This window comes from Priestia abyssalis (assembly GCF_002019595.1).
Lineage (GTDB): Bacteria > Bacillota > Bacilli > Bacillales > Bacillaceae_H > Bacillus_BA > Bacillus_BA abyssalis.
Window position 1 is genome coordinate 3410006 of the sequence record NZ_KV917369.1, and the last position, 22527, is coordinate 3432532.

23 protein-coding genes are annotated in these 22527 nt (G+C 42.5%); 8 read left to right on the forward strand and 15 right to left on the reverse strand.

Features of this window, described 5'->3' with window-relative positions:
* The first annotated feature begins 184 nt into the window (after nucleotides 1-184).
* Genes BK575_RS16435 through BK575_RS16445 form a run of 3 tightly spaced genes read left to right on the forward strand, consistent with a single transcriptional unit; the run spans nucleotide 185 to nucleotide 3331 of the window.
* Nucleotides 185-1891: a DUF6044 family protein gene (locus tag BK575_RS16435; protein ID WP_078414830.1), complete on the forward strand. Its 1707-nt coding sequence runs from the start codon at nucleotides 185-187 to the stop codon at nucleotides 1889-1891.
* Between the two features lie 23 nt (nucleotides 1892-1914).
* Entirely contained in the window at nucleotides 1915-2928 is a 1014-nt protein-coding gene (locus tag BK575_RS16440; RefSeq protein ID WP_078411701.1) for a glycosyltransferase family 2 protein, read from the forward strand.
* 4 nt (nucleotides 2929-2932) lie between these two features.
* Nucleotides 2933-3331, forward strand: coding sequence for a GtrA family protein (locus tag BK575_RS16445; RefSeq protein ID WP_078411703.1), 399 nt, complete (start codon nucleotides 2933-2935; stop codon nucleotides 3329-3331).
* Between the two features lie 165 nt (nucleotides 3332-3496).
* On the opposite strand, the gene BK575_RS28720 is transcribed toward BK575_RS16445, so the two are convergent.
* A complete protein-coding gene (locus BK575_RS28720; RefSeq protein WP_169907859.1) occupies nucleotides 3497-3649 on the reverse strand; it encodes a hypothetical protein in 153 nt (50 codons plus the stop codon).
* Between the two features lie 158 nt (nucleotides 3650-3807).
* Entirely contained in the window at nucleotides 3808-5316 is a 1509-nt protein-coding gene (locus BK575_RS16450) for an aminotransferase class V-fold PLP-dependent enzyme (protein WP_078411705.1), read from the reverse strand.
* Nucleotides 5317-5857: 541 nt separating this feature from the next.
* Between BK575_RS16450 and BK575_RS16455 the strand changes: the two genes are divergently transcribed.
* A complete protein-coding gene (locus BK575_RS16455) occupies nucleotides 5858-6940 on the forward strand; it encodes an inorganic phosphate transporter (RefSeq protein ID WP_078411707.1) in 1083 nt (360 codons plus the stop codon).
* Between the two features lie 195 nt (nucleotides 6941-7135).
* Here the strand turns inward: BK575_RS16455 and BK575_RS16460 are convergent, their stop codons facing one another.
* From BK575_RS16460 to BK575_RS16495, 8 genes are all read right to left on the reverse strand, one after another.
* Nucleotides 7136-8416: a TRAP transporter large permease gene (locus BK575_RS16460; RefSeq protein WP_078411709.1), complete on the reverse strand. Its 1281-nt coding sequence runs from the start codon at nucleotides 8414-8416 to the stop codon at nucleotides 7136-7138.
* On the reverse strand, nucleotides 8413-8892 hold the full coding sequence (locus tag BK575_RS16465; protein WP_078411711.1) for a TRAP transporter small permease: 480 nt from the start codon (nucleotides 8890-8892) through the stop codon (nucleotides 8413-8415). The genes BK575_RS16460 and BK575_RS16465 overlap by 4 nt, the downstream gene beginning before the upstream one ends.
* Nucleotides 8893-8912: 20 nt before the next feature.
* Nucleotides 8913-9944 (reverse strand): TRAP transporter substrate-binding protein, encoded by a 1032-nt coding sequence (locus BK575_RS16470; RefSeq protein ID WP_078411712.1) that lies wholly within the window; start codon nucleotides 9942-9944, stop codon nucleotides 8913-8915.
* Nucleotides 9945-10272: 328 nt separating this feature from the next.
* A complete protein-coding gene (locus BK575_RS16475) occupies nucleotides 10273-10818 on the reverse strand; it encodes a 3-hydroxyanthranilate 3,4-dioxygenase (RefSeq protein WP_078411714.1) in 546 nt (181 codons plus the stop codon).
* Between the two features lie 84 nt (nucleotides 10819-10902).
* Nucleotides 10903-11652, reverse strand: a complete 750-nt coding sequence (locus tag BK575_RS16480; protein WP_078411716.1) for an IclR family transcriptional regulator — start codon at nucleotides 11650-11652, stop codon at nucleotides 10903-10905.
* Nucleotides 11653-11759: 107 nt separating this feature from the next.
* Entirely contained in the window at nucleotides 11760-13235 is a 1476-nt protein-coding gene (locus tag BK575_RS16485) for a 4-hydroxyphenylacetate 3-hydroxylase family protein (protein WP_078411718.1), read from the reverse strand.
* Between the two features lie 315 nt (nucleotides 13236-13550).
* On the reverse strand, nucleotides 13551-14378 hold the full coding sequence (locus BK575_RS16490) for a histidinol-phosphatase (protein WP_078411720.1): 828 nt from the start codon (nucleotides 14376-14378) through the stop codon (nucleotides 13551-13553).
* Between the two features lie 148 nt (nucleotides 14379-14526).
* Nucleotides 14527-14748, reverse strand: a complete 222-nt coding sequence (locus BK575_RS16495; RefSeq protein ID WP_078411722.1) for a hypothetical protein — start codon at nucleotides 14746-14748, stop codon at nucleotides 14527-14529.
* A 238-nt stretch (nucleotides 14749-14986) separates the two neighbouring features.
* Here BK575_RS16495 and BK575_RS16500 point away from each other — a divergent pair, with 238 nt between their 5' ends.
* Nucleotides 14987-16024 (forward strand): STAS domain-containing protein, encoded by a 1038-nt coding sequence (locus tag BK575_RS16500; protein ID WP_078411724.1) that lies wholly within the window; start codon nucleotides 14987-14989, stop codon nucleotides 16022-16024.
* Nucleotides 16025-16277: 253 nt separating this feature from the next.
* Here the strand turns inward: BK575_RS16500 and BK575_RS16510 are convergent, their stop codons facing one another.
* The 4 genes from BK575_RS16510 to BK575_RS16520 form a co-directional block, all read right to left on the reverse strand.
* Entirely contained in the window at nucleotides 16278-17387 is a 1110-nt protein-coding gene (locus tag BK575_RS16510) for a YsnF/AvaK domain-containing protein (protein ID WP_078411728.1), read from the reverse strand.
* A 213-nt stretch (nucleotides 17388-17600) separates the two neighbouring features.
* Nucleotides 17601-18494, reverse strand: coding sequence for an acyl-ACP desaturase (locus tag BK575_RS16515; protein ID WP_078411730.1), 894 nt, complete (start codon nucleotides 18492-18494; stop codon nucleotides 17601-17603).
* A 568-nt stretch (nucleotides 18495-19062) separates the two neighbouring features.
* Nucleotides 19063-19263 carry a hypothetical protein gene (locus BK575_RS28130; RefSeq protein WP_139368061.1) on the reverse strand — a complete coding sequence of 67 codons (201 nt, stop codon included), beginning with the start codon at nucleotides 19261-19263 and terminating at the stop codon, nucleotides 19063-19065.
* Between the two features lie 9 nt (nucleotides 19264-19272).
* The gene (locus BK575_RS16520) at nucleotides 19273-19605 is read right to left on the reverse strand and encodes a Type 1 glutamine amidotransferase-like domain-containing protein (RefSeq protein WP_169907861.1); all 333 of its coding nucleotides are present in this window, start codon (nucleotides 19603-19605) and stop codon (nucleotides 19273-19275) included.
* A 9-nt stretch (nucleotides 19606-19614) separates the two neighbouring features.
* Between BK575_RS16520 and BK575_RS16525 the strand changes: the two genes are divergently transcribed.
* Nucleotides 19615-19836 (forward strand): hypothetical protein, encoded by a 222-nt coding sequence (locus tag BK575_RS16525; RefSeq protein WP_078411735.1) that lies wholly within the window; start codon nucleotides 19615-19617, stop codon nucleotides 19834-19836.
* Nucleotides 19837-19926: 90 nt separating this feature from the next.
* Here the strand turns inward: BK575_RS16525 and BK575_RS16530 are convergent, their stop codons facing one another.
* Nucleotides 19927-20610 carry an FHA domain-containing protein gene (locus BK575_RS16530; RefSeq protein ID WP_078411737.1) on the reverse strand — a complete coding sequence of 228 codons (684 nt, stop codon included), beginning with the start codon at nucleotides 20608-20610 and terminating at the stop codon, nucleotides 19927-19929.
* A gap of 181 nt (nucleotides 20611-20791) precedes the next feature.
* Here BK575_RS16530 and BK575_RS16535 point away from each other — a divergent pair, with 181 nt between their 5' ends.
* Together BK575_RS16535 and BK575_RS16540 are read left to right on the forward strand one after the other, a co-directional pair.
* Nucleotides 20792-21778, forward strand: coding sequence for a glycerophosphodiester phosphodiesterase family protein (locus BK575_RS16535; RefSeq protein ID WP_078411739.1), 987 nt, complete (start codon nucleotides 20792-20794; stop codon nucleotides 21776-21778).
* A gap of 86 nt (nucleotides 21779-21864) precedes the next feature.
* On the forward strand, nucleotides 21865-22461 hold the full coding sequence (locus BK575_RS16540; RefSeq protein WP_078411741.1) for a YitT family protein: 597 nt from the start codon (nucleotides 21865-21867) through the stop codon (nucleotides 22459-22461).
* Nucleotides 22462-22527: the final 66 nt, after the last annotated feature.

The following is a 22527-nucleotide window of genomic DNA, read 5'->3' on the forward strand; positions in this document are numbered from 1 at the left end:
AACGGGCAGCAAGCCCCGCTAATGGAAGGTTCCTTTATAGAAGGCGACTTCATATGAACTGTAAGTTTTTGTAAAAGTCTTTTTCAATACATGTTCCAAAACCGTACGGGAAATACTCCATATGAGCCATATTTCCTTACTATTCTCGCTTGTACGTCGAGAGAACGTGTTAACAATAATGCCAATGGATGTGTGTGTGATGCCTTTGTTTCAGCAGAAGAAAAGCAAAGAGACTACATATTGGTTTGCTGCTCTTTTTATCATCTTACTATATGTCTCTCCCCTCTTTATTTTAGGAGAGGACGCTCATATACGAGTCCATGATAATCTTGATTCCAATATCGCCTGGTATAAAGTGTTGGTTCAAAGCGGTGAATTGCTCGGGAATATTGATGCAGTTATCCCGCAAGTCATCAACGGACTTCCCCGCGATGCTTACGGGACGGAATTCAGCCTAATTGTTTGGCTGCATGCTCTTTTCCCTTCCATGACCGCTTATGCCTTAAGTCAAACCATTACAAGAGTCTTCGCTTTTATCGGAATGTACTTGCTTTTAAAAAAGCATTTTATTAAAAACGAAAAGGCCTATTCCATCCGAATTGGTGTGTCGCTCGCCTTTGCGCTCACTCCTTTTTGGCCTTCCGGTATGCTAAGTACATTGGGACACCCTTTCGCGCTATGGGCATTCCTAAATATTCGCTCGCGGGACTTTTCATGGAAAGACTGGCTGACGCTCGCTCTGTTGCCGTTGTATTCAAGTTTTGTGCTCGGGTTCTTTTTCTTTCTAGTGCTCATGGGTTTTCTTTGGCTTTATGATGCCATCGTGAAACGGGATTGGAATCTGCCGTTTTTGGCAAGCATCGCCTTTATGACAGGAGTGTTTCTGGTGGTTGAATACCGCCTTGTGTATTCCATGATTATTTCCAGTGAGCCGACACATCGGGTTGAATTCATTTCGTCAAGGCATGATTTTTGGCGTTCGTTTCGACTATCGTGGAAGAATTTCGTGCTTGGCCATACGCATGTCATGACGCTTCATACCTTCGTCATTCTTCCCATCCTTTTTCTCGCACTTGTCAGCGTGTTCATTCGGAAAAAAACGAAAGAAGAAAAAACGTTTCTGTTTCTGCTTGTGCTGAACTACTTATTGTCACTCTGGTACGCACTATGGTTCAACAACATGTGGATTCCGTTAAAGAAACAAATCGATTTATTGAATACATTCAATTTTGCCCGGTTTCACTTTGTACGGCCATTAATCATTTACCTTAGCTTTGCGATTGCCTGCTATATTTTATGGCGCTTGGGAAAGAAATGGCGAATGGTTGTGGGTATTGCCCTTGCCGCGCAGATTCTCATCCTTCTTCCTTTTAACGAGGAATACCTTTATGGAGTTCACTACAATCCCCCGTCATTTCGGGAATATTACGCTGTAAAGCAATTCAAGGAAATTAAAGAATATATCAATCTCCCTCAGTCATCTTACCGAGTGGCGAGCATCGGTCTGCATCCAGCCATTGCACAGTATAACGGTTTTTATACGCTGGACACCTACAATAATGTGTACCCGCTCTCATACAAATACCGTTTCCGAAAGATCATCGCGAAAGAACTGGAGAAAAATCGGGGGCTTCGAACATACTTTGATGAATGGGGCAGCCGCTGTTACATTTTTGTGGACGAGCTTGGAAAGCATTATACCTTTAAAAAGACCTCCAAGAAAAAAATCAAGAATTTAGAATTAAACATAGAGGCTTTTAAAGAAATGGGCGGCCGGTATATCTTTTCTTCCGTTCCGATAATAAATGCCGGAGATAATGGTCTTGAACTATTGAAATCATTTGACCATCCGGAGTCGGCTTGGAAAATCTACTTATATGAAGCCAAATAGCTAGCATTTAAGGAGGTAACGAATTGAAGGAGTTTCAGCCTTTATTGACCATTGTCGTTCCTTGTTACAACGAAGAGGAAGTGTTAGAAGAAACAACGAGCCAACTAACGGCTGTTTTAGAGAATTTAATAGCGGAGAAGCTAATTGCAGGCGACAGTAAAGTTATGTTTGTCGATGACGGAAGCCGTGATCGGACTTGGCCGCTCATTGTCATGGAAAGCACACGGAATGGCTGTGTGACAGGCTTAAAGCTGGCACGGAACGTCGGGCACCAAAAAGCGCTGCTGGCCGGAATTGAAAAAGCGAAAGATAAATCGGATTGCGTTGTGTCCATTGACGCTGACTTGCAAGATGATGTTTCCGTCATTCGTGAGTTTCTTCTTAAATATCATGAGGGATACGAAATTGTATACGGTGTTCGCGACAGCCGGCAAACAGACACCTTTTTTAAAAGAACGACAGCCACAGGTTTTTATCGTGTTATGAGCAAGCTGGGCATTAATTTAGTTTATAATCATGCGGACTATCGTTTGATGAGCCGCAGGGCACTTGAAGAGCTGAGCCGTTATCAAGAAGCCAATTTATTTTTGCGGGGCATCATTCCAATGATTGGCTTCAAATCAACGGAGGTCATGTATGATCGAAAGGAACGATTCGCAGGTGAAACGAAATACCCGTTGAAAAAGATGCTGTCGTTCGCTTTAGACGGTATGACATCATTTAGTGTCGTACCCATCAGGTTTATTACTTCTTTAGGTTTCTTCTTATTTTTTCTAAGCATCATGGCGGGGGCCTATGCCCTTACACAAAAAATGCTCGGATATACGAATGCAGGCTGGACTTCCCTTATCATCTCCATCTGGCTTATAGGAGGATTGCAGCTTATGGGAATCGGGATGATCGGCGAATACATCGGAAAGATTTTTATGGAGGTAAAGGGACGGCCAAAATACGCTATTGATATTGATTTGTACAATGACCCGCTGGGACATATACAGTCCGAACAGAATGAGCTTCTAGTCAGAAAACAGGTTTAGTTCAATGAACCACTCTTTTTTACGCTTTCTATTTGTCGGCCTTCTTAATACATTCATCGGCCTTTCTGTTATGTATATGCTTCTTCATGCCGCTCATTTTTCTTATTGGTTTTCAACATTCAGCGGCAATTTTGCTGGTGCTTGCGTCAGCTATGCATTGAATAGGTCGTTTACATTCCGAAGTAAAAAATCAATCCGCCATACGGTGTACCGCTTTTTTGGAGTGATAGGCACTTGTTATTTCTTAGCGTATTTTGTCGGCATTCGTTCCGCTTTTTGGGTGATTGAAAAGCTGGCTGACTTGCCGGTCATATATGTGGAAGATCTCGCTATTTTATTCGGCACTGCTCTTTATACCGTTTTAAATTATATCGGACAGAAACAATTTGTGTTTTCACATTAATGCTTCAAAACAAATTTGTTTCTCCCCTTCCCCTGGCAGTGAAGCGGAAGGGGGTTTTAGCGCAATTGATTTAATATCACGACAAAAAGGGCCGACATGTCATCGCCCTTTTGCATTCATATACTTGATTGGGTTTCTTTCCTTTATCTTTCGATAATAAGTTCTCTATAACTCTTCCGTCTTTTGCCCTTCCATTGTTTCGCTCTCATTGGACAAATGCGATACAAGGCCATAACCGGTCGAACTGATTTCAAGAGCGTCTTTTTTTTCCCCTTTCATATTCATTCTTTTCATTTCTTCAAAAGTATCTTTTTCCATTACTATCACCTCTTATGTAGTTTTCTTCCTCTTTTCCAATCTTATACACCTATGCTATCTGCCCTTATGAACATGTTCATTTCAGAAGTACCCGTTTTCTATATATGGATTTCGGCCAGCTATTCCCCCTTTTCCAGGAATGCTGGCCGCTCCCATCTTTAATCTGTTTCCAATCGAAAAAGAGTGTCCATATCCGCTCTTTGGTGGCGGATGTAGAAATAATCATTGCTTTTAGGGTCATATATATAATCTTTTTCCCATTCCTTTACATTTTTAACGATCAATCTCATGGCCTGGATAAAGCCGTATATCTCTTGATTGGTCATCGTTGGATGAAGCGAAAACCGCACCCACCCCGGCTTTAAGGATAAATCTCCCTCATCGATTTTATCTGTAATGATTTTCGATTGTTTTGGGCCAATATGGAATAAAAGGTGACCGTACGTCCCGGCACATGAGCAGCCGCCGCGCACTTGATAGCCGAATCGGTCGTTTAGCAATCGGACAATCAAGTTATAATGAATATCTTTGACATGAAAAGAAACAATCCCAAGGCGCTCCATTTTGTCTTTTTCAAACACGTGCAATCCCGGGATGGCCGTTAATCCGGAAAGCAGAATATTGAGCAGCTCTTTTTCCCGCTTCATGATGTTTTCAACACCCATCTGCTCTTTCAATTTGATACACAGGGCTGCTTTAATTCCTTGCAAAATACCAGGGGTGCCGCCGTCTTCCCGTGCCTCGATATCCGACACATACTGGTGCTTCCCCCATGGATTCGTCCATGCTACGGTTCCTCCCCCGGGATGATCTGGTACCGGATTTGCATAAAGCCTCGAATCAAAAATGAGCACGCCGCTCGAACCGGGTCCTCCCAAAAATTTATGGGGCGAAAAGAAAATGGCATCCAGCTTTTCCATCGGATCTTCCGGGTGCATGTTGATCTTGACATACGGAGCTGATGCTGCAAAGTCGATGAAGCAGATGCCGCCATGCTCATGCATTTTTCTCGCTAGTTGATGATATGGAGAATAAATTCCGGTTACATTTGAACAAGCCGAGAACGACCCGATTTTCAGTTTACGATGTTTATATTCGTTGAGACGCTCCTCTAATCGCTTAAGGCTGATATGTCCATTCGAATCAGGCTCCAGCATGACGACATCTCCTATTGTCTCTAGCCAGGACGTATGATTGGAGTGGTGCTCCATATGCGTAATAAAAATAACAGGTCGATCCTCTTCTTTTACGACCATTTGATGTTTCCACTTTTCCGGTATTCTTAACCCCAATAACCTTTGTAATTTATTGATGGCAGCAGTCATGCCGAAACCATCCAAAATGATGACATCGTGTGCATCTGCATTCACATGTTCTTTAATGATGGTGTGAGCCTGCTTGTATGCACAAGTCATGATGGAGCTTGTCACATTTGATTCTGTATGGGTATTGGCCATAAAAGGTCCAAACACTTCGCTGATTTTCATCTCGATTGGAGCATATAACCGTCCGCTTGCCGTCCAATCTGCATAAGTGATTTTCTGTTTGCCGTAAGGAGAATCGAAATATTGATTGTTTCCGATAATCTGATTTCGGAATGATTGAAAATACGTTTCCAAATCTCCCTCAAATTCATAAGATCTACTCCCGATGGTCGCTGTAATCATATTTATTTCCACCCTCTTCCTGCGCTCGCTTATCCATCATATGACGGCGGAACCATAAAGGAAACTTTCCTCCAGAGAAACTTGCTGCCTAAGAAATCGGAGTAAAGGTTGTGTTTCTTCTGTGAGAAAAAACATAAGCTGACTTATATAGATCGATTTAGAAAATTTAACATGACCAAAGAACGGCCATGTCAAATTTTCTAGACCTAAGCGGCTGACACCCCTCTTGCGTGGTTGGCGCCATCCGCATAGGTGAACCTTTGTGGGTAAATTCAAGTTGTCTGGATGACCGGTAGTGAATCTCTTTTGATGGAATGGAACGTGTCGAGTTATTAAGTGGAATATATAGACGAATAAGAAAAAAGAAAGAAAAACGATGGAAGTACTTGTTTTTTTCAGAAAAATGGATATAATCAAACCATTAAGTTATAAAATCCGATGTGTTTAGTATGAATAAAACTATTTTATAATTTTACAAGAATCATTGAAAGAAAAAAATATTTGCTTCAATAAAAAGACAAAAAGGAGGCATGGAGCAGACATGATTTTAACTTATATCGCCATTGCGGTCGCTCTTTTCTTCGCGATGAACATCGGGGCAAGCGGTACGGCCGCTTCAATGGGAGCCGCATATGGAGCGGGAGCCATTAACAATAAACGCTTAGCAATGCTATTGGTGTCGTTTTCGGCTTTTCTCGGCGCCGTGCTGGGAGGAGGAGAAGTCGTCAAAACCATCGGTAACGGCATTATTCCTTCCGATATTTTATCGGTGAACATAGTGGTCATCATTTTATCCGGGGCGACTCTTACGTTATTTTTGGCAAATATGCTCGGGATACCTTTATCCACAAGCGAAGTCACCGTCGGGTCCATCGTCGGTGTCGGAATTGCCTTTCAATCTTTATATACGGAGAAGCTTCTCGTGATTGTTTCTTTTTGGATTATTGTCCCTATCGTCTCTTTCGGTGTTACCTTCGTATTGGGAAAGCTGATTGACTATGCCGAGAATCGCTGGCCCCAATTGAAAGGACGAGGCAAATGGGCAAAATGGCTATCCCTCCTTCTAGTTTTAGGAGGATGTTTGGAGGCTTTTTCAGCGGGCATGAACAATGTCGCTAATGCTGTCGGACCGCTTGTTGGGGCAGATATCCTCTCCCAGCAAAAAGGGCTCTGGATAGGTGCTCTTTTCGTGTCGCTTGGAGCCGTCACATTAGGTGGTAAAGTTCTGGAAACAAATGGTAAAAAAATTACGCAGCTCTCATTGCTGCAAGGAAGTGCCGTTTCGTTTACAGGCGGTGTCCTTGTTATTGCCGCCTCCTTGTTTGGTCTTCCCATTCCGCTCACACAAGTCACAACTTGCGGAATTCTTGGGGTTGGTGCAGCGAAAGACGGTGCCAGCATGCTGCAAAAAAGCGTGATTAAACAAATTATGATGGTCTGGATCATCTCTCCATTATCATCACTCGTTGTCTCTTATTTTCTCATCAATCTGTTCGCGGAGCCGAATACGTACAATCTTTTCATTATCGTTAGTACACTAATCGCAGCTCTCGGATCGATTAAACTTTCTCAAATCGTCCGCCAAGAAAAACGGGCAACATATGATGAAGGTGGCGGGATTTAGAATGGGCGAAGCTGGGTAATCCATAGCGCTAGAATCGATATATTTTCGAAATTTCTATTTTATCTGCGAAAATAGTCAATTTATCTACGAAACTACTTAGTTTATCGATTTTTCGACAAAAATTATTTCAAAACATATCTTCCGAGAGAACTCAGCAGCAGAAAGAAAGCCCCGTCATTAGACAGGGCTTTCTTTCTACAATCCTAACAATCTCGGAATAAACATGACCGAGTCTTCCCAGTAAGTCAGCACAAATAAAATAACTATACCCATGACCAAAAATGGCATGGTCGCTTTGACGAGCCGCTCAAACTTTACTTCCGCAATGGACGAGACGATGAATAGTCCCGTTCCGACCGGTGGCGTTAATAATCCGATGGTCAAATTGATACAAATAATAACCCCGAAATGAATCGGGTCGATCTGAAAGGCCGTGACCAATGGCATTAATACCGGTGTCAAAATGATGAGTGCCGCAATGCCGTCCAATACCATTCCAAGCAATAACAGCATAATATTGACCAGCAGTAAGAATACGAACGGATTTTCCGATAAGGAAAGCATGCCGTTTGCAATCATCTGTGGAATTTGTTCAAATGCAATCATCCAGCCGAAAATATTGGCCATCGCAATCAAGAACGTTACGGTCGCTGTACTAATGACCGTGTTGACCAGAATGGTCGGAAGTTCTTTCCATTTTAACTCTTTATACCAGAAAACGCCGATTAAAAAGGCGATGGCGCAGGCAATGGCCGCGGATTCCGTTGCCGTAAATACCCCGCTTAAAATACCGACGATGATGATAAATGGTACAAGAAGCGCCGGAAGGACATTGAGCATACTTTGTATGATTTCTTTTCCGGTTGCCCGCTCGCTTTTAGGGAAATTATGCTTATACCCTAAAAAGGCGATTAAGGAAATGAATCCCACCCCGTACATAATGCCGGGAACGATTCCTGCCATAAACAGCCCGCCGATAGACGTACCTGAAAGCGTCCCGTAAATGATGAAAATCATGCTTGGCGGAATGATCGGTGCCACAATGGACGAAGCGAGGGTCAGTGCGGATGAAAACTCCTTATTGTACCCTTCCCGTTCCATTTCTGGTACCATGACTTTACTCATCATAGCAGCCTGGGCATTGGCAGATCCAAGAATGGATGCCAAAAACATATTGGAAACAATCGTTACATACGCCAATCCGCCGCGAACATGGCCGATCAGCACTTTCGTGAATTTTACGAGCCGTGTCGTAATTCCCCCGCCGTTCATCAGTTCACCTGCAAGCATGAAAAGAGGGATGGCTAACAATCCAAAGTTTTCCAGTCCTGAAAATAAGCGCATCGGCGTTGATTCAAGCAGCATCGAATCCCCGACGAGCAAGAAATAGAGAATGGTCGTCATCCCAAGGACAAGCGAAATCGGAATTCCGATTAAAAGAAAAACAAAAAACATGAACACGACTAGGAATGTCATTGTGCTGTCTCCTTTCGGAAAAGATCCAGAAGATTGGAGATAAGGTGAATGGCCGCACATGTCAGCCCAAGCGGCACAGCACTGTACGGAATCCACATCGGCAGCAGCATCGCACTGGACTTTTGGAAGGTAACACCCGGTGAAAAAATCCACTTATAAGTGAAGTAAAGCAAAATAACTAAAAACAAAAGCATAAAAATATGACTGATTACAGCGAGCGCCTTTTGAACCTTTTCCGGCAAATAATCGGTGAGAATCGTAACAGAAGCCTGGGACTTATATTTAAGCCCCAAGCTGCCTCCAATAAAGCTGATCCAGATGAGCAAAAATACGGATACTTCCCCGGCCCAGGATAAGGGGGAGTTAAGGAAGTATCTAAATACCACTGCTACTGTGACAATGACGGCCATCGAAAACATCAAAATAATCGCAAGATATTTCTCTATTTTCGAGATACCATTGCTTAACTGTTTCATGTGTTTCCCCCTTGTTCCGATTATTGTCTTACAGAATCAATGAACTCTTGAATAAGCGGGTCTGTCGGGCCGTATTTCTTATCAAATTGCTCAATTTGACCTTTAAATTGATCGGCCTTCATTTCATAAATGTTCATGCCGTTATCGCTTAACGTCTTTTTAAACTCTTCTTCTTGAGCGGATCTTGTCGTTACCGAATAATCAGCGGCTGCCGCTAACGCATCGCTTATGATTTGTTTATCCTCATCCGACATTCCTTCAAATGTTGCCTTATTGGCTAACGCGATAGCAGGCCATACCATGTGGTTTGTCACGGCTCCGTGTTTGACGACTTCGTAATATTTATTTGTGATCGCTGCATCAAGGTCCATATCCATGCCATCAATTACACCCGTTTGGACGGCAGCATATACCTCTGGAAGCGCCAATCCTTCCGGCGATGCACCTGTTGAGCGGTAGAAATCCTGCATCGGCGGGCTTGGAGTCACGCGAAGCTTCAGTCCCTTCATATCTTCCGGCTTTTTCACTTCTTTATCTTTAAACAGCATGACGCGCTGTCCGGCAAATAAATAATCCAATCCAGTCAAGCCTTGCTGATCCAATGTCGCAAGAATCTTTTGGGCAACTTCAGATTGACGGGCTTCATGCGCTTCTTCAAGGCTGTCAAACGCATATGGTGCAAACCATGCCGCGAAAGAAGGCGAGCGCGAACTCATATAGGCGGCAGTGATAAAGCCGAAATCAATGGAACCTGATTGAATTTGCTGAACCATATCCGCTTCTGAACCTAACTGGCTGTTCGGATAAATTTCTACCTTCATCCGTCCGTTGGAGCGCTTGTCCAGCTCTTCACCAAATTTCTCAGCCGCTAAATGCCACATATGGTTTGTCGGTGTAACGTGAGCCAATTTAAATGAATACGTTTTTTCTCCGCTCTCTCCGCCCCCGGATGAAGCCGGTTCTGTACTTGATTTCCCGCCTCCACAAGCTGCGGTGATGAAGACCATCATCATAACCGCCAATAACGCAATACCCCGTTTCATGCTTTTCATCGGATTGCCCCCTCTATCTTTTTTCTTTAATCTGAATATCTACTAAAGAGGTTGTTCAAAAAGTCCGGGAAAAATGACCGTCGAATTTCGGCGTCAGCTTGTCTCTCCGCTACTCACGTATTAACAGCATACGCTCCGTTGCTCGTGACGGCGCTTCCTTGAACTTCTCGGTCCTTTTTGTCCTCCTTTTTGAACACACACTTAAACTTCAAAATCTGATTTTTATTTCATTTTTCTTATAGGCTGGACTATCTTCATACTGTTCCTTTTTGGTTGCAGCATCTTGAATGAACGAAAACTCATTTGATATGGAGACTTTTAATCCATATCAAATGAGCTGCGGGTTCCACACGTCTACCTCTTCCGGCATGACATGTCCGCAATTCTTGCATGTTCTTAATTCTTCACTGCCATTGAATTGTTCGATAGCGCCTTTTACTTGTGTTTCAATGTTCGTTAACTGAACCGTCACGCGGTGCATTTCCTTATCGCAGTGATCGCAGAACCAAACGAAATCTTCCAGCTCGCCCTCCGCTCTTTTACGCTCGATGACGATGCCGTATGTGTCCTCTACACGATGCGGCGAGTGCGGAACATTGGCAGGAAGCATGAACACTTCTCCTTCACGTACCGTCACGACTTCACGTTCACCATTTTCGTTAATGCACTCTACATAGCAATCCCCTTTTACTTGATAGAAAAACTCATCTGATGGATCGACATGAAAATCTCTGCGGCGGTTTGGTCCGCCAAGCAGCATGGCGATAAATTCGGAATCCTCCCATAAAACCTTGTTATTGACCGGCGGCTTTAATAAGTGTTTATTATCCTCAATTACCTTCTTTAAATTGAATGCTCTTTTGTGTAGTGCCATTTTTTCTCCTCCTCAAATTAATTAATTGACACGATGTCATGTTAGAGCCGTAAAATTAATTGACATTATGTCATGTAAGCGCTGTCAAATTGCATTAATATAACCCAATTCCTTCGAAATCAACTGGGCGGTCTTCACCACATGTTGAATAATTTCTTGACGCTGGTGCCCTTGCATATAAGAGACGGGACCCACCATGTTTAACGCGGCAATCGTTTGGCCTGTATAAGATTGAATCGGTGCGGCAATCCCGTATAACCCTAGTTCGTTCTCATTATTACTGATGGAATATCCCGCTTTTCGGATTGCCTCTAATTCCTTTTTCAGCTTTTCCACACATGTAATCGTGTTCGGAGCACGCTGCAGCAGCCCTTTCGCAATAGTCGGCTGAATAAAGGATGGATTAAAAGACAGTAATACTTTCCCTGTACTCGTGCAATAAGCCGGTTTTCGCGCCCCGATATAAGTCGGGACCGGGACAGATTCTTTGGATGCGACCCTTAAAACGAATCGGACTTCCCCCGCATCAAACATCCCAATGTGAACCGTTCCGTTATATTTGCGTACTAACTCCTCCACAAGCGGAATGGCTTCGCTGTAAATATCTTGTTGATGCATCACATGATTGCTCCACTCAAGCAACTTCCACCCAAGCCTGTATTTTTTGCGGCTATCTTGAATCAATATGCCTTCTTGACAAAGCGTACGAACAAAATGGTGGACGGAACTCACATTCATTCCCAGCTTCTCTGCAATTTCCTGATTTCCTAACACCGGTTCATCAGCGGTAAAGCAATCAAGAATTTGAGCAATTTTACGAACAGAGGATATCAAGTCTTTAGCCTCCTTTGCCAACCCTTCATTTTTTACTATTCCGAATAAGAGATTTCTACAGCTCTTTTGCAAATCCTTTTTGTTTCATAACTAAAATTATCTTTTCTCTAAATGGATTTATTTTCTACTTTGTTTTCCGCATTCAGTGCTTCATCGACCATTGGGAACGAATGAGTTTGTTTATATTGATTATAAAAGATAGCCCGCTTACGAATCGGGTCTCCCGTGTAATAACGTTCATATTGCAATAAACGCTGTCCGAATGCTTCTCCGCATAAATCCCAGGCCAATTTGAACAGGCGAACGCGTTCTTCTCCGGAAATCCCTGCGCGTCCCGCATAATATTTATCGAAATCAGCGCAAAGCTCCGGATTGTCAAAATCGGCACCTGTCGGCGACATAAGCAATCCGCCTGCACCAATGGTTTGCAGTACTTCAATCGCACGCGGATACATTTTCGGCAGCATGCCGCGGATCGTTTCAAGCGGAAACGGTGCCGGTCTCACTTCCCCGCTGCTTGTCGTTTCATATTCATATTCCGCCACACGCAGCAACGCACGAATCGTCTCGACGGATTGAACGAGTTCCCCGAGTTCGTGCTGTACATTCAAATACGTGTCGACACCGATTGAATCAGCAAGCCGGCAAGCAACCTCTGTTGCAAATGCGAGCTTCACCCATCCTCTTACCCCCGATTGATGAGCAGGCTGCTGGGCAATGCCTGTTTTCGGATAAAGAAGGTTTGCCGCTTCAACATTGTTATACAAGAACACACGATCCCACGGTACAATGACATCGTTAAACACCAAGACCGCATCCATTTCTTCAAATCTTGATGCAAGCGGGTGATCAAATAAGGAACGTGTACCGTCCTGCATCGGTTCACGGCATAAAATCCTTAGACCCGGTGTATCGATCGGTAAGGCAAACGCCAGTGCATATCGTTCATCGCCAGGCTGGAAGCCAGGGAAGGAATACACGATGACTTCATCTGTAATAGGTGCCAGCGTAGCGAGCATTTTCGCTCCTCTTACAACGAGCCCTTCCGGTGTTTCCTCTACTGTGCCCAAATGTGTAAACATATCGTTTTGTTCATGAGAGGCTTTGCTTCGATCATTTTGCGGATTGATGATGGCATGAGTTAAAAATAAGTCATGGTCACGAATATGACGGTAGTAATTGCGAATATTTTTCGACCACTCCGGATTGTATTTATCCAAGAACCATGAGTTGCTCGCCATCGATGTGACGACGACATTTAAAAAATCAGGCGTTCTTCCCATAAGGCCGAACGTGGCTCTTGCATATGCTTCAAACAACTCGCTGCGCGCTTTTAAATCTTCTTCTGATTTCGGTACTAAAAAAGCATTGTTGACGCGTTCACCATTTTCTTCGCAAATATGGGTAATTTTATCTTGATATTTCGGATCATGCTGCATATCATACAGCTTGGCAATTTCCTGAATCGGCTGTTTAAAAACAGGCTCGTTCACTAAATCGGTAATCAGTTTTCCTCCAAGCCACACTTCCGGCTTCCGAGATTTTAAGGCATTGATGTACTGTTCCCCTGTGCGAATCCCCATGGCAATTCCCCCTATCCTCTTTCATTCGTTTATTTTGTACTTCATTGTACGTGTAGTCGTCCTTTTCCAAGTTGACACACACTTGGGGCGAAATACCTAACAAACTCCGCTTGGTATTCGCACATTCAGACTTTTTAATCACCTCCGAGTAAAACTTATTTTTACTATAAATAAATAGAAAATTCCAAACTATTTAAAATTTCACTATTTGAAATTATAAAGATTTTTTTAAAAAAAATTTGACATGAGATGAAAAAAGGCAAAATCCAAAAAGCCGGCAGGTGACTTTTTAGACTTTGCCTTCCCTTTTCTATTTCACAGCTTGGTCATATACCTTTTCTTTTGAATAAAATAAGCCCATTCTTTAAATCCGATTTCCTTTAAGCGCTGTTGGACAAGCTCGAATTCATCACCGACACGGTCAGGAGTATGGGCATCTGATCCGAATGTCACTTTTACGCCATGAAAGAGCGCTCTTTCCAAAATTTCGTCAGCCGGATACCAGCCGCCGCAATCTTTTGTTTTTCCGGATGTATTGATTTCGATGGCAATATCATGTTCCGCGATGATTTTAAGCGTCTGCTCCACTACTTTCGTTTCGATGGACGAAAATTCAGGGTAAAATCCTTTCATTGCATCAATATGACCGAGAATTTGAAACATGCCGCTCCGGGCTGATTGTTCGATCAGCTCATAATATCTCTCTTTCGTCTGCATTTTTTGTTCCTTTGTCAGCCCTTCCCACCGGCCCTTTTTAAAAATGCTGACGTCATCCACATAATGGACAGAGCCGATCATATAATCAAACGGATATACATTCAGTTGTTCACGGTAAATGTCTATGTATTGGGGATAGAAATCACTTTCGATTCCAAGCAGCACTTGAATTTCTCCGCTATATTTTTCTTTTAACCGCAGCACCTCGTTCACGTAGTTCACCAGCTCGCTTTTCGCCATGGCAATAGTGGGATAGAGCTGGTCTTCTTCGCTGTAAAAATACGGAGAGTGATCAGCAATGCCGATGAAATCCAATCCCTTTTCAACTGCAGCCTTTATATAATGTTCAATGGTTCCAACGGCATGTCCACATCGCTCATGATGGGTGTGAAAATCGAATTTAACGGGTTTGTTTACACCATTCATCCACTCAACCCCTTTTTAACAGATATTGATATATATTATTCTATATAGTCAACGTCTATTCAAGGACTACAGCTCTGTGTTCATCGTTCATTGAGAAAAAAGAAAGCTCTGCTCCCCTTCATTCACAGCTTTCTGGCAGGATCATCAATTATTCAAGTATTTCCCCTTTCTTATAGTTTTCCATGAATGCATCTACCGTTTCTTCCAACGCACCATCCGCTGCCGGTACTTGAACAATGATTTCATTGCGGTCTCTCACCGGAACGACTTTGACATGTTCACAGCGGTTGATTTCAAGTTGCAGCTTCAAATCCTCTGCAAGGCTCTCGGCTTGAAATTGATCATGAAGCAAAAATCTTAAATTTTTCATGGAGTTCCACCCTTTCAACTTAGTTAATGAACTGATAATACAAACCTCCATTAGCTTTTCCCTATTTCCTTTTTAATATATAAAGAAAAGGCCCATTTGGTTGTCATATGTTTGAAAACACCTTTATAATAAATATATTGCCATTTATCCGCCGCAATGTAAATTTTCACCAATGGGTCATTAATGAGGGATAAAACTGGATGTTCCACTATCTTTATGTACGAAAAGGAGTTTTTTCATGTCAGTGAACGAAGATTTAAATAATAAACCTGCCATTAACGTATCCGGCATTCGTTTTAAATGGGATATGGAAAATGGGGTGTTTGATTTTGAAGGCGATGATGCCGTCCTCTTTTGGATTTCATCTGCCATGAAAACATTTTTTGATACGATTGAAGAAGTATCGGGAGATGATGCGGCAGGCGTCGTGTTAGAAACAACGGGCTTTCGTCAAGGATCCGTTGTCAGCGAGTTTTTCAGTAATTCACATTTAAGCGTTCAAGAAATCGCTGATCTTATTCCTATCATCTATGCTTCTGCCGGCTGGGGAAAAATCAGATTTCAAGAAATTTGCGAAGAAAATAAGACGGCTGTCGTTTACCTTCAAGACAGTTGGGAGTATAAAATTAATAAAGCCCAGGGCAAAAAAACGCACGGGTCCTTTCTGCCTGGTCATTTTGCCGGCATCTTAACAGGGGTGTTTGGGACAAACGTGTGGTATGAAGTGAAAAAAAGCCAAATAGAAGGCGATGAATATTGTGAGTATCACTATTTTCCTTCCACGATTACAGTCACGAATAACATTCACGACCTTGCGAGAAGAAAAGAATCGGCAGAAATACAAAAGCTCGAGTCGCTTGTGGCTGAACGAACGAAAGAATTGCGTGATCTTGTGAAAGAAATCTCTTCACCAATCATTCCAGTACTGGAGGAAATTGTCGTCGTGCCTTTAGTAGGAAAGTACGATGAAACACGATCGGAAGAATTGATTGAAAAAACGCTGAATAATCTTCCGGTATATAAAGCGCGTTATCTCTTGTTGGACTTAACGGCCTTGGATATACATATTAGCAATTACACGATTACCTTTATCGAGAAACTCGGGTCCGCGGCTTCTCTTATCGGGACAGAGACCATCTTAGTCGGTATATCCCCGGAGCTTGGAACGGCGATTTCTGAATCAGAGCTTAACTTTTCAAAGTTCAACTGTTTCCAAACGTTACAGCATGGCATTTATTTCGCTCTCGCGCAAAGAGGACGCAAAATTGTAGGATGAGAGGATGAGCCAAATGGGCTTTGCCCATTTGGCTCATCCTCTCGAAAGGCCCCGTCATAAAAAGCGAAGATCTTCCTAGTCGCGAGCAAAAGCGACGCCAGTTCGATGTCATGTGCATGAAACAGGGCGGCGATGGAGTGGCGAACCCTGCTTTCAAACTGTTATTTCGCTTCGAACTCCAAAGCGGCTGCCTTCCAATCCGACAGCCGCTTTCTTTTCATTTCATCTGACACCCACGTCTTTACTGGTAACTTCATTTTTTCACTTTGTTGATTTGAGTTCGGTCATTTTTATTTTCTTCATTTTTTGAAGAGTCCTCGCTGCTGCGGTTGACTTCTTCTTTTTTCTGAGTGGCCGCGGGAGTTTTTTTGTTCGATTTATCGTTTGAAGATTCTGTCTTATTTTCGCTCGTTTCTTCCTTTTTAGTTTTCTCTGATTGGCTGTTGTCTCGAATGTTTAGAGAGCCTGTACGCTTTACAGACTTGTCCTCTTTTTGGCCGTCCGTCACACTTGCCATGTTCTGAGTTTCTTCAATAGATAAGGGGATGGAGTCCATTGTGTTTTCTATTTGTAGTAAATCTTTTTTAATTTGACTGGATTCCATCGTCGGCATCACCGAACGCTCGATACGTGCTTCCTCTTTCATGACGATGTCCCGCACTTCTTTTGTCTTTTGAACTTTGCGCTTTCCGATGATGATTTCTTCCACGACGACAGGTCTTTTCGTTACTTCTATTCGCTCCTCGATGATCGGAATTCGGATCACTTCATTATCGCCTATTGAAACGCCATCATATTGACCGTCTATGACAGACCGTCGTTCTACATACACCTCTTCATGTGTGAGCGGGACTTGAATGGCCTGCTCTGTTTCCATGACTTCTTTCCATACCTGTAATTCTCCGACTTGTACACGCTCTTTGACAACATCAAGTCTTTCTTCGTGGAGACGAAGCGCTTTTTCTTCTTCTGTTCCGTACGGAGCTTCCATGTCATTTAAGCTGTCATACGTAATATCTGTATCAACCAGTACGAGAATCTTTCCTTTGGCTGCTTCGGCCTCGCATCGTTTGGCCGTAAAATCGGGGATTCCTCGTGCCATGAGGCTGGCTGCTAATCCCGCTCTTTTACCGGTCATCATCGTAAAGAAACTGTCCATCATGACACCGGTTAATGTATTCACTTGCGGATCTGCTTCTATCATCACTCCAGCTTGAGCTGCGACCAATGGAATCTCGCTTCGTTTATTTGCTACTACCATGATATCCGTTTCACGATGTCCTTGGCGTTTTAAACTTTCGATTACATCCAGCGTTTCCTTCTCTGAATAATAAGTGCCGACAATTCTTTTACCCATTCTCATTCTCGTATCCCTCCTGAATTTCATGTGAAAGGAAGCTTTTACATGTACTTCCATTGTTTGTCTACCCGGCGTTTTTGATTCTAAAACATAAATATGACACCCATATGTTCTAAACAGGCTGCAAAAATTTTTTCTACATAAAAGGACCTGTCACTGAATCCTTAATTTAACTGGATTCTCATGACAGGTCCTTTCAAGAAGATAACTTTTATTCTATTTATTAGAACTATAAAAACGGTCTCTCACTCGTTTGAGCCTTGCATGATACTTCAAAATATCCAAGCGGGCCGCTTCCGCTTCAGGAGCGATCGGACGCAGTTTCTCCAATTCCCAATACTCAACAATGACGTCTAATACTTGATCAAAATATTCAAGCGGGCCGTAGTTGGCTTCTTTGGCGATGATGGACATGCGGTCTTCAAAGTCCGGCATGACGGTACCCGGCATTTGGAAATTTTTAATGACATGGCCGAGGTAATAGCAATAATTCGGTTCCAATTGCAAATGGAACTTGATTACATCGCGATAGAACGCATAATGAAGAATTTCATCCTTGGCCAGTCTTCGAAGAAGAGTTGCCAAATCTTTATCATGCTCTCCCGCTATTTTTGCAACATTATTATAAAAGACCATCGTTGCCAGCTCTTGCAGCGACGTATATACCATCGTTTCGAATGGTGTGTGGAAATCCGGCTGCCATCCGCCTTCTACCGTTTGCTTATGCAATTGGCGGAGACGTTTCGGATCGACGTTGCGGGTAATCAATAAATAGTTTTCTAACAGGTTGGAGTGCTGGTCTTCTTCTGCCGTCCATGTATGCACAAAATCTTTTATGATCGAAAGAGATCCTCTGAATGTCTGGTCTAAATGGGATGTGAACCATGGCAAATTCACTTCTGTCAAGAGAGCTGTTTCAACTGCTGTGATAATACCGCTTGGCAGAGTTACCTGGCTAGGGTCCCAGGGAACTCTCCGGAAATCTTGGGCTTTATCCCATGGTAGAAAGTCATGATAACCCCAATCTATTTTTTCTGCCCTTATTTTATGTTGTTCATAAAGTTCTTTCATTTTAGGTTCTAGCCTAAAGTCTAAATGGTTTGTAAGCAAAAGTGTTTTCCTCCTCTATTTCTTATAACTCTATTATATTCGAAAAAGAGAATCATTTCTGATAATTTTGAGGATAAGTTGTGAAATTGAATGATATTCTCTCAAAATAAAGCTGCTTTTTCGGCCACTATACACTAAAATCTTCTATACAGATCGATTTGGAAAATTCGACATAACCAATTGTGAATGTTCTTCGATGGAATGAAGCTGTGCCGAGTTATTATGTGAAATGTATATACAAGAGCAAACAACACAATCTTCCCTATAGAAATCCAGAGAATTTTTCAATATATTGTAGTATACCTGAGTTTTAGTGAGGCTAAACATAATGAACCTCCCCCACCTATCGCTTCGCGCTTGAGGTGGGGGTTTCTTGTCGATCCCCTCGGAATCAGAAGCTGGACGATGTCCATAGGTGTACACGACACCCTCGTCTTTCTCGGGGCTTGACGCTCCATTTAGAAGCAGTGGTCTTGACGCAAGGGTCTCCCGACTGCTTGCTGCCACCGTAAGCAACAGGAGGAGAGTCGATTTCGAAGACCTCTCCTCCCGGGGCGGTTCTACCCGTCTACAACACCTGTACAGGACGTAGATAAGTGATGCTGGCCATCATCACTTTTAGGAACTTTCCGTGCAGATACTGGGATAAGATATTCCCCGCACCATGGACATCCCGATGCCGTTCATATGGAGCCCTTCCCCTTAAATCATCTTCTTTAATGATCAGTATGTCCGAATGATTGACATTTCCTTCAATGGTGTGTTTCAAGTAACCAAATCAGCTGTCCATTGCTACCTCTACGCCATCGTCGTCTTCTTCTGCACTTAGTGAAAAAATGATTTGCTCGCCCATGATAGGGGCACCTGCACTCGTTCCGGCCATTACCATTCCGCTTGTCCATTTTTTATATAATGTGGCAGATAACTCTGTTCCACCAATGAAATTAGCTAAACGTTTTTGATTTCCTCCTGTAATAAAAAGGGCAGACAATGTTGAAACCAAATCGTTTATTTCCCGACTTTTCGCTTTTTCTCTGGAATCAACATCAATGATTTCAACTTCTTTCGCTCCCAGCCTTTGAAAGATATCTACATAATTAATCCCGGGCAAGTGCTGATCGTGACAAATCTTGAAAAAACGGACGTCAAAAAAGATACGGTTACGATTACAGGGGCAGCTGATTCAACAAGCATCGAAGTACAAGCCTCAAATGGCCAATACCTCGTGCTTCAGGCATCGGGAAGCGCGGTCAAAGAATTGGGTTATGGAAAAGAAGGAACAAAAGCCGACATAACATATACGAATGATAGCTTCCCTACCCTTGTTTCGTATCAACTATAAATAAAATTTGTGTTTTAAACATCAACTCGGTCGTAATTCCTCTTTAGAATTTTGGGTTTCCGCATTGTGACTAAACACTCAAAAGTTCTTTTATAAGCGGATGGAAAGAATATATCCTTTCCCTTTTATCGTTTCAACGGAAATTCCTTCATGGATTTTTTTTCGTATTCGATAAATTAGGGCATTCAATTCTTCCGGGCTGACATCGGGAATTTGTCCAAGTGAGTATACTCGTTCAGGCCATACATATTTTTTCACTTCTTCTTTCGAAACAAATTGTTGGCGCTTTTCGAAAAGAATTTCCAGACATTTATATTCTTTTTCCGAAAATGTATACGGTTCTCCCTCCACGATTAAGGATTGTTTGAGCGAGTCCAGTTTCCATTCCAAAGAAGGATTAGTCCGTTCTTCCAAAGCAAAAACTGTTAAATCAAGTGTTTCCTCGAGATTGGAAGAAGAAAACGAGAGAACAATGATGTCCTTTGCCAATGAAATTTTGTCTGATTCCTTTAATGGTACCGAATGATTTGGTTCTATAAACTGCTCATTTAAGTATGTACCGTGTTTACTATTCAAATCTTTTATATAATATTGGCCGTTTTCATAATAAATAGAGGCATGCTGTCTTGATACAAATGCATTATTGAACGAAATATTAGGCTCCCATTCTTTCCCCTTTCTCCCTAATGTGATAGGCACACTATATAAAGGAATAACCTCCCCTTTTTCAAAAGGAGTCCCGCGTTCAACAATCAAACAGGAAGATGTATTCATCTTGAAATTCTCTCTCCTCGTAAACTTCTCTTCTATTATCAGAACATTATCATTCAATTATTATGTCATAACCATTGAGAACGAGTAAACCTTTGCGTAAAATAATATTCAACTTTGCAGGTGAAAATCTCATGACTTTTCTTGTCACAAAAGTTGTTTTTCTTAAGTGGGAGGATACTGAATGAATAAATCAAACAAACGACTGAAAACGAAAATAATCATGTTTTTTCTGGCTCTTTTATTATTTATCTACGTCAATAACAGTTCACTTTTTGCAACGCAAAAAGATGGGACACCGTTGTTGCTTGCGCATCGGGGGCTTGCTCAAACGTTCCCTATGGAAGGAATAGAGAATGACACATGCACGGCAGAACGGATTTATGAGCCGGAGCATCCATATCTGGAAAACACGATTCCCTCCATGGAGGCAGCCTTTGAAGCAGGGGCTGATATCGTCGAGTTTGATGTTCATCCGACGAAAGATGGACAATTCGCCGTTTTTCATGACTGGACCCTCGATTGTCGAACGAACGGAAAAGGTGTTACAAGAGATTATACGATGGATGAGTTAAAATCGCTGGATATCGGGTACGGCTACACAGCGGATCATGGAAAAACATACCCTTTCCGCGGCAAAGGTATCGGCCTTATGCCTTCGCTTGAAGAGGTGCTGTCTCATTTCCCGGAACGCTCATTTTTAATCCATATTAAAAGCAATGACCCCGCAGAAGGAAAACAACTTGCCCGTTATCTTTCTGCATTATCCGAAAAACGGTTGAGTCAATTAGCTGTGTATGGAGGCAATGAGCCCGTTGCCTCTTTAAAAGAAGAGATTCCAAACCTTCGGGTGATGTCAAAAGCGACATTGAAAAGTTGTTTGCTTGCTTATATCGCTGCGGGCTGGACAGGATATGTGCCGGCAGCTTGTGAAGATACACAATTACATATTCCTGAAAAAATTGCCCTATGGCTGTGGGGATGGTCCAATGAGTTTTTGAATCGAATGGAAGAAGCCAATACCCGTGTAATAGTGGTCGCGGGCGGCGGCAGATTCTCCGAGGGATTTGATGCAATAGAGGATATAAACCGACTGCCAGCTGACTACAACGGCGTTATATGGACGAATCGGATCGATCGGCTTACTTCTTTATACAAAGAAGAACAGTAACTCGTTAAATCATCCCGCTCCAATGAATAAAGTCATTTTCCTTTCATATAGCTTTTAAGAAGGAATTTTGGACGAGGATGGGGAAAATGCTGAAAAGAATTGCCGTGATCGGCTTTGCAAGTACTCTTATTGGAATTGGCGTTAATGTATTTATACTTCCTTTTCACCTTCTCAATGGAGGAATCACGGGAATTGGTTTATTGTGCAGCTATCTATGGGATGTTAAAGTGGGACTCACAATTATTTGTTTAAATACTCCCATTTATTTAGTGGCCTTCGCCTATAACCGCGCTTATTTTTTCAACGGCGTGTATGGGATGCTTTGTTCTTCGATCATGATTGACTTGCTGCTTCCGTTAAAAGGAATGGTCCATCTCCCTGTCATCATCAGCGCACCGCTGGGCGGACTGTTCATTGGTCTGGGGACCGGCTTCATGCTGAGATATAAGACGAGTCAAGGAGGAATTGACTTATTGGCACTTTTACTCTCAAAATGGTTTTCGCTGAACCCGGGAGTCTTGATTTTTGTCATGGATGCTTTTATTATTATCTCCGGTCTATTGATTCTGATGGATGGAAAATCCATTTATTCTCTTTTGACCGTATTGGTTTCCGGTTTTATCACGAGCCTCATGACCTCTTTTCAATCGGTAAGTTTTTATAATCTAAGGCCGAGAGGTTAGAGCTGAATTTATAACTTTCTTATCTAAATGGAAAAGGGCCTTCTAAAAATGAAGGCCCTTTTCCAT

Bases quoted from the DNA above. Each gene is read 5' to 3' on its own strand.
- BK575_RS16450 (WP_078411705.1), bottom strand. From the start codon at position 5,316: ATGATTACAGCGACCATCGGGAGTAGATCTTATGAATTTGAGGGAGAT.
- BK575_RS16495 (WP_078411722.1), bottom strand. From the start codon at position 14,748: ATGAAAAATTTAAGATTTTTGCTTCATGATCAATTTCAAGCCGAGAGC.
- BK575_RS16500 (WP_078411724.1), top strand. From the start codon at position 14,987: ATGTCAGTGAACGAAGATTTAAATAATAAACCTGCCATTAACGTATCC.
- BK575_RS16510 (WP_078411728.1), bottom strand. From the start codon at position 17,387: ATGAGAATGGGTAAAAGAATTGTCGGCACTTATTATTCAGAGAAGGAA.
- BK575_RS16535 (WP_078411739.1), top strand. From the start codon at position 20,792: ATGAATAAATCAAACAAACGACTGAAAACGAAAATAATCATGTTTTTT.
- BK575_RS16460 (WP_078411709.1), bottom strand. From the start codon at position 8,416: ATGACATTCCTAGTCGTGTTCATGTTTTTTGTTTTTCTTTTAATCGGA.
- BK575_RS16485 (WP_078411718.1), bottom strand. From the start codon at position 13,235: ATGGGGATTCGCACAGGGGAACAGTACATCAATGCCTTAAAATCTCGG.
- BK575_RS16490 (WP_078411720.1), bottom strand. From the start codon at position 14,378: ATGAATGGTGTAAACAAACCCGTTAAATTCGATTTTCACACCCATCAT.
- BK575_RS28720 (WP_169907859.1), bottom strand. From the start codon at position 3,649: ATGGAAAAAGATACTTTTGAAGAAATGAAAAGAATGAATATGAAAGGG.
- BK575_RS16470 (WP_078411712.1), bottom strand. From the start codon at position 9,944: ATGAAAAGCATGAAACGGGGTATTGCGTTATTGGCGGTTATGATGATG.
- BK575_RS16455 (WP_078411707.1), top strand. From the start codon at position 5,858: ATGATTTTAACTTATATCGCCATTGCGGTCGCTCTTTTCTTCGCGATG.
- BK575_RS16465 (WP_078411711.1), bottom strand. From the start codon at position 8,892: ATGAAACAGTTAAGCAATGGTATCTCGAAAATAGAGAAATATCTTGCG.
- BK575_RS16540 (WP_078411741.1), top strand. From the start codon at position 21,865: ATGCTGAAAAGAATTGCCGTGATCGGCTTTGCAAGTACTCTTATTGGA.
- BK575_RS16435 (WP_078414830.1), top strand. From the start codon at position 185: ATGGATGTGTGTGTGATGCCTTTGTTTCAGCAGAAGAAAAGCAAAGAG.
- BK575_RS16475 (WP_078411714.1), bottom strand. From the start codon at position 10,818: ATGGCACTACACAAAAGAGCATTCAATTTAAAGAAGGTAATTGAGGAT.
- BK575_RS16445 (WP_078411703.1), top strand. From the start codon at position 2,933: ATGAACCACTCTTTTTTACGCTTTCTATTTGTCGGCCTTCTTAATACA.
- BK575_RS16530 (WP_078411737.1), bottom strand. From the start codon at position 20,610: ATGAATACATCTTCCTGTTTGATTGTTGAACGCGGGACTCCTTTTGAA.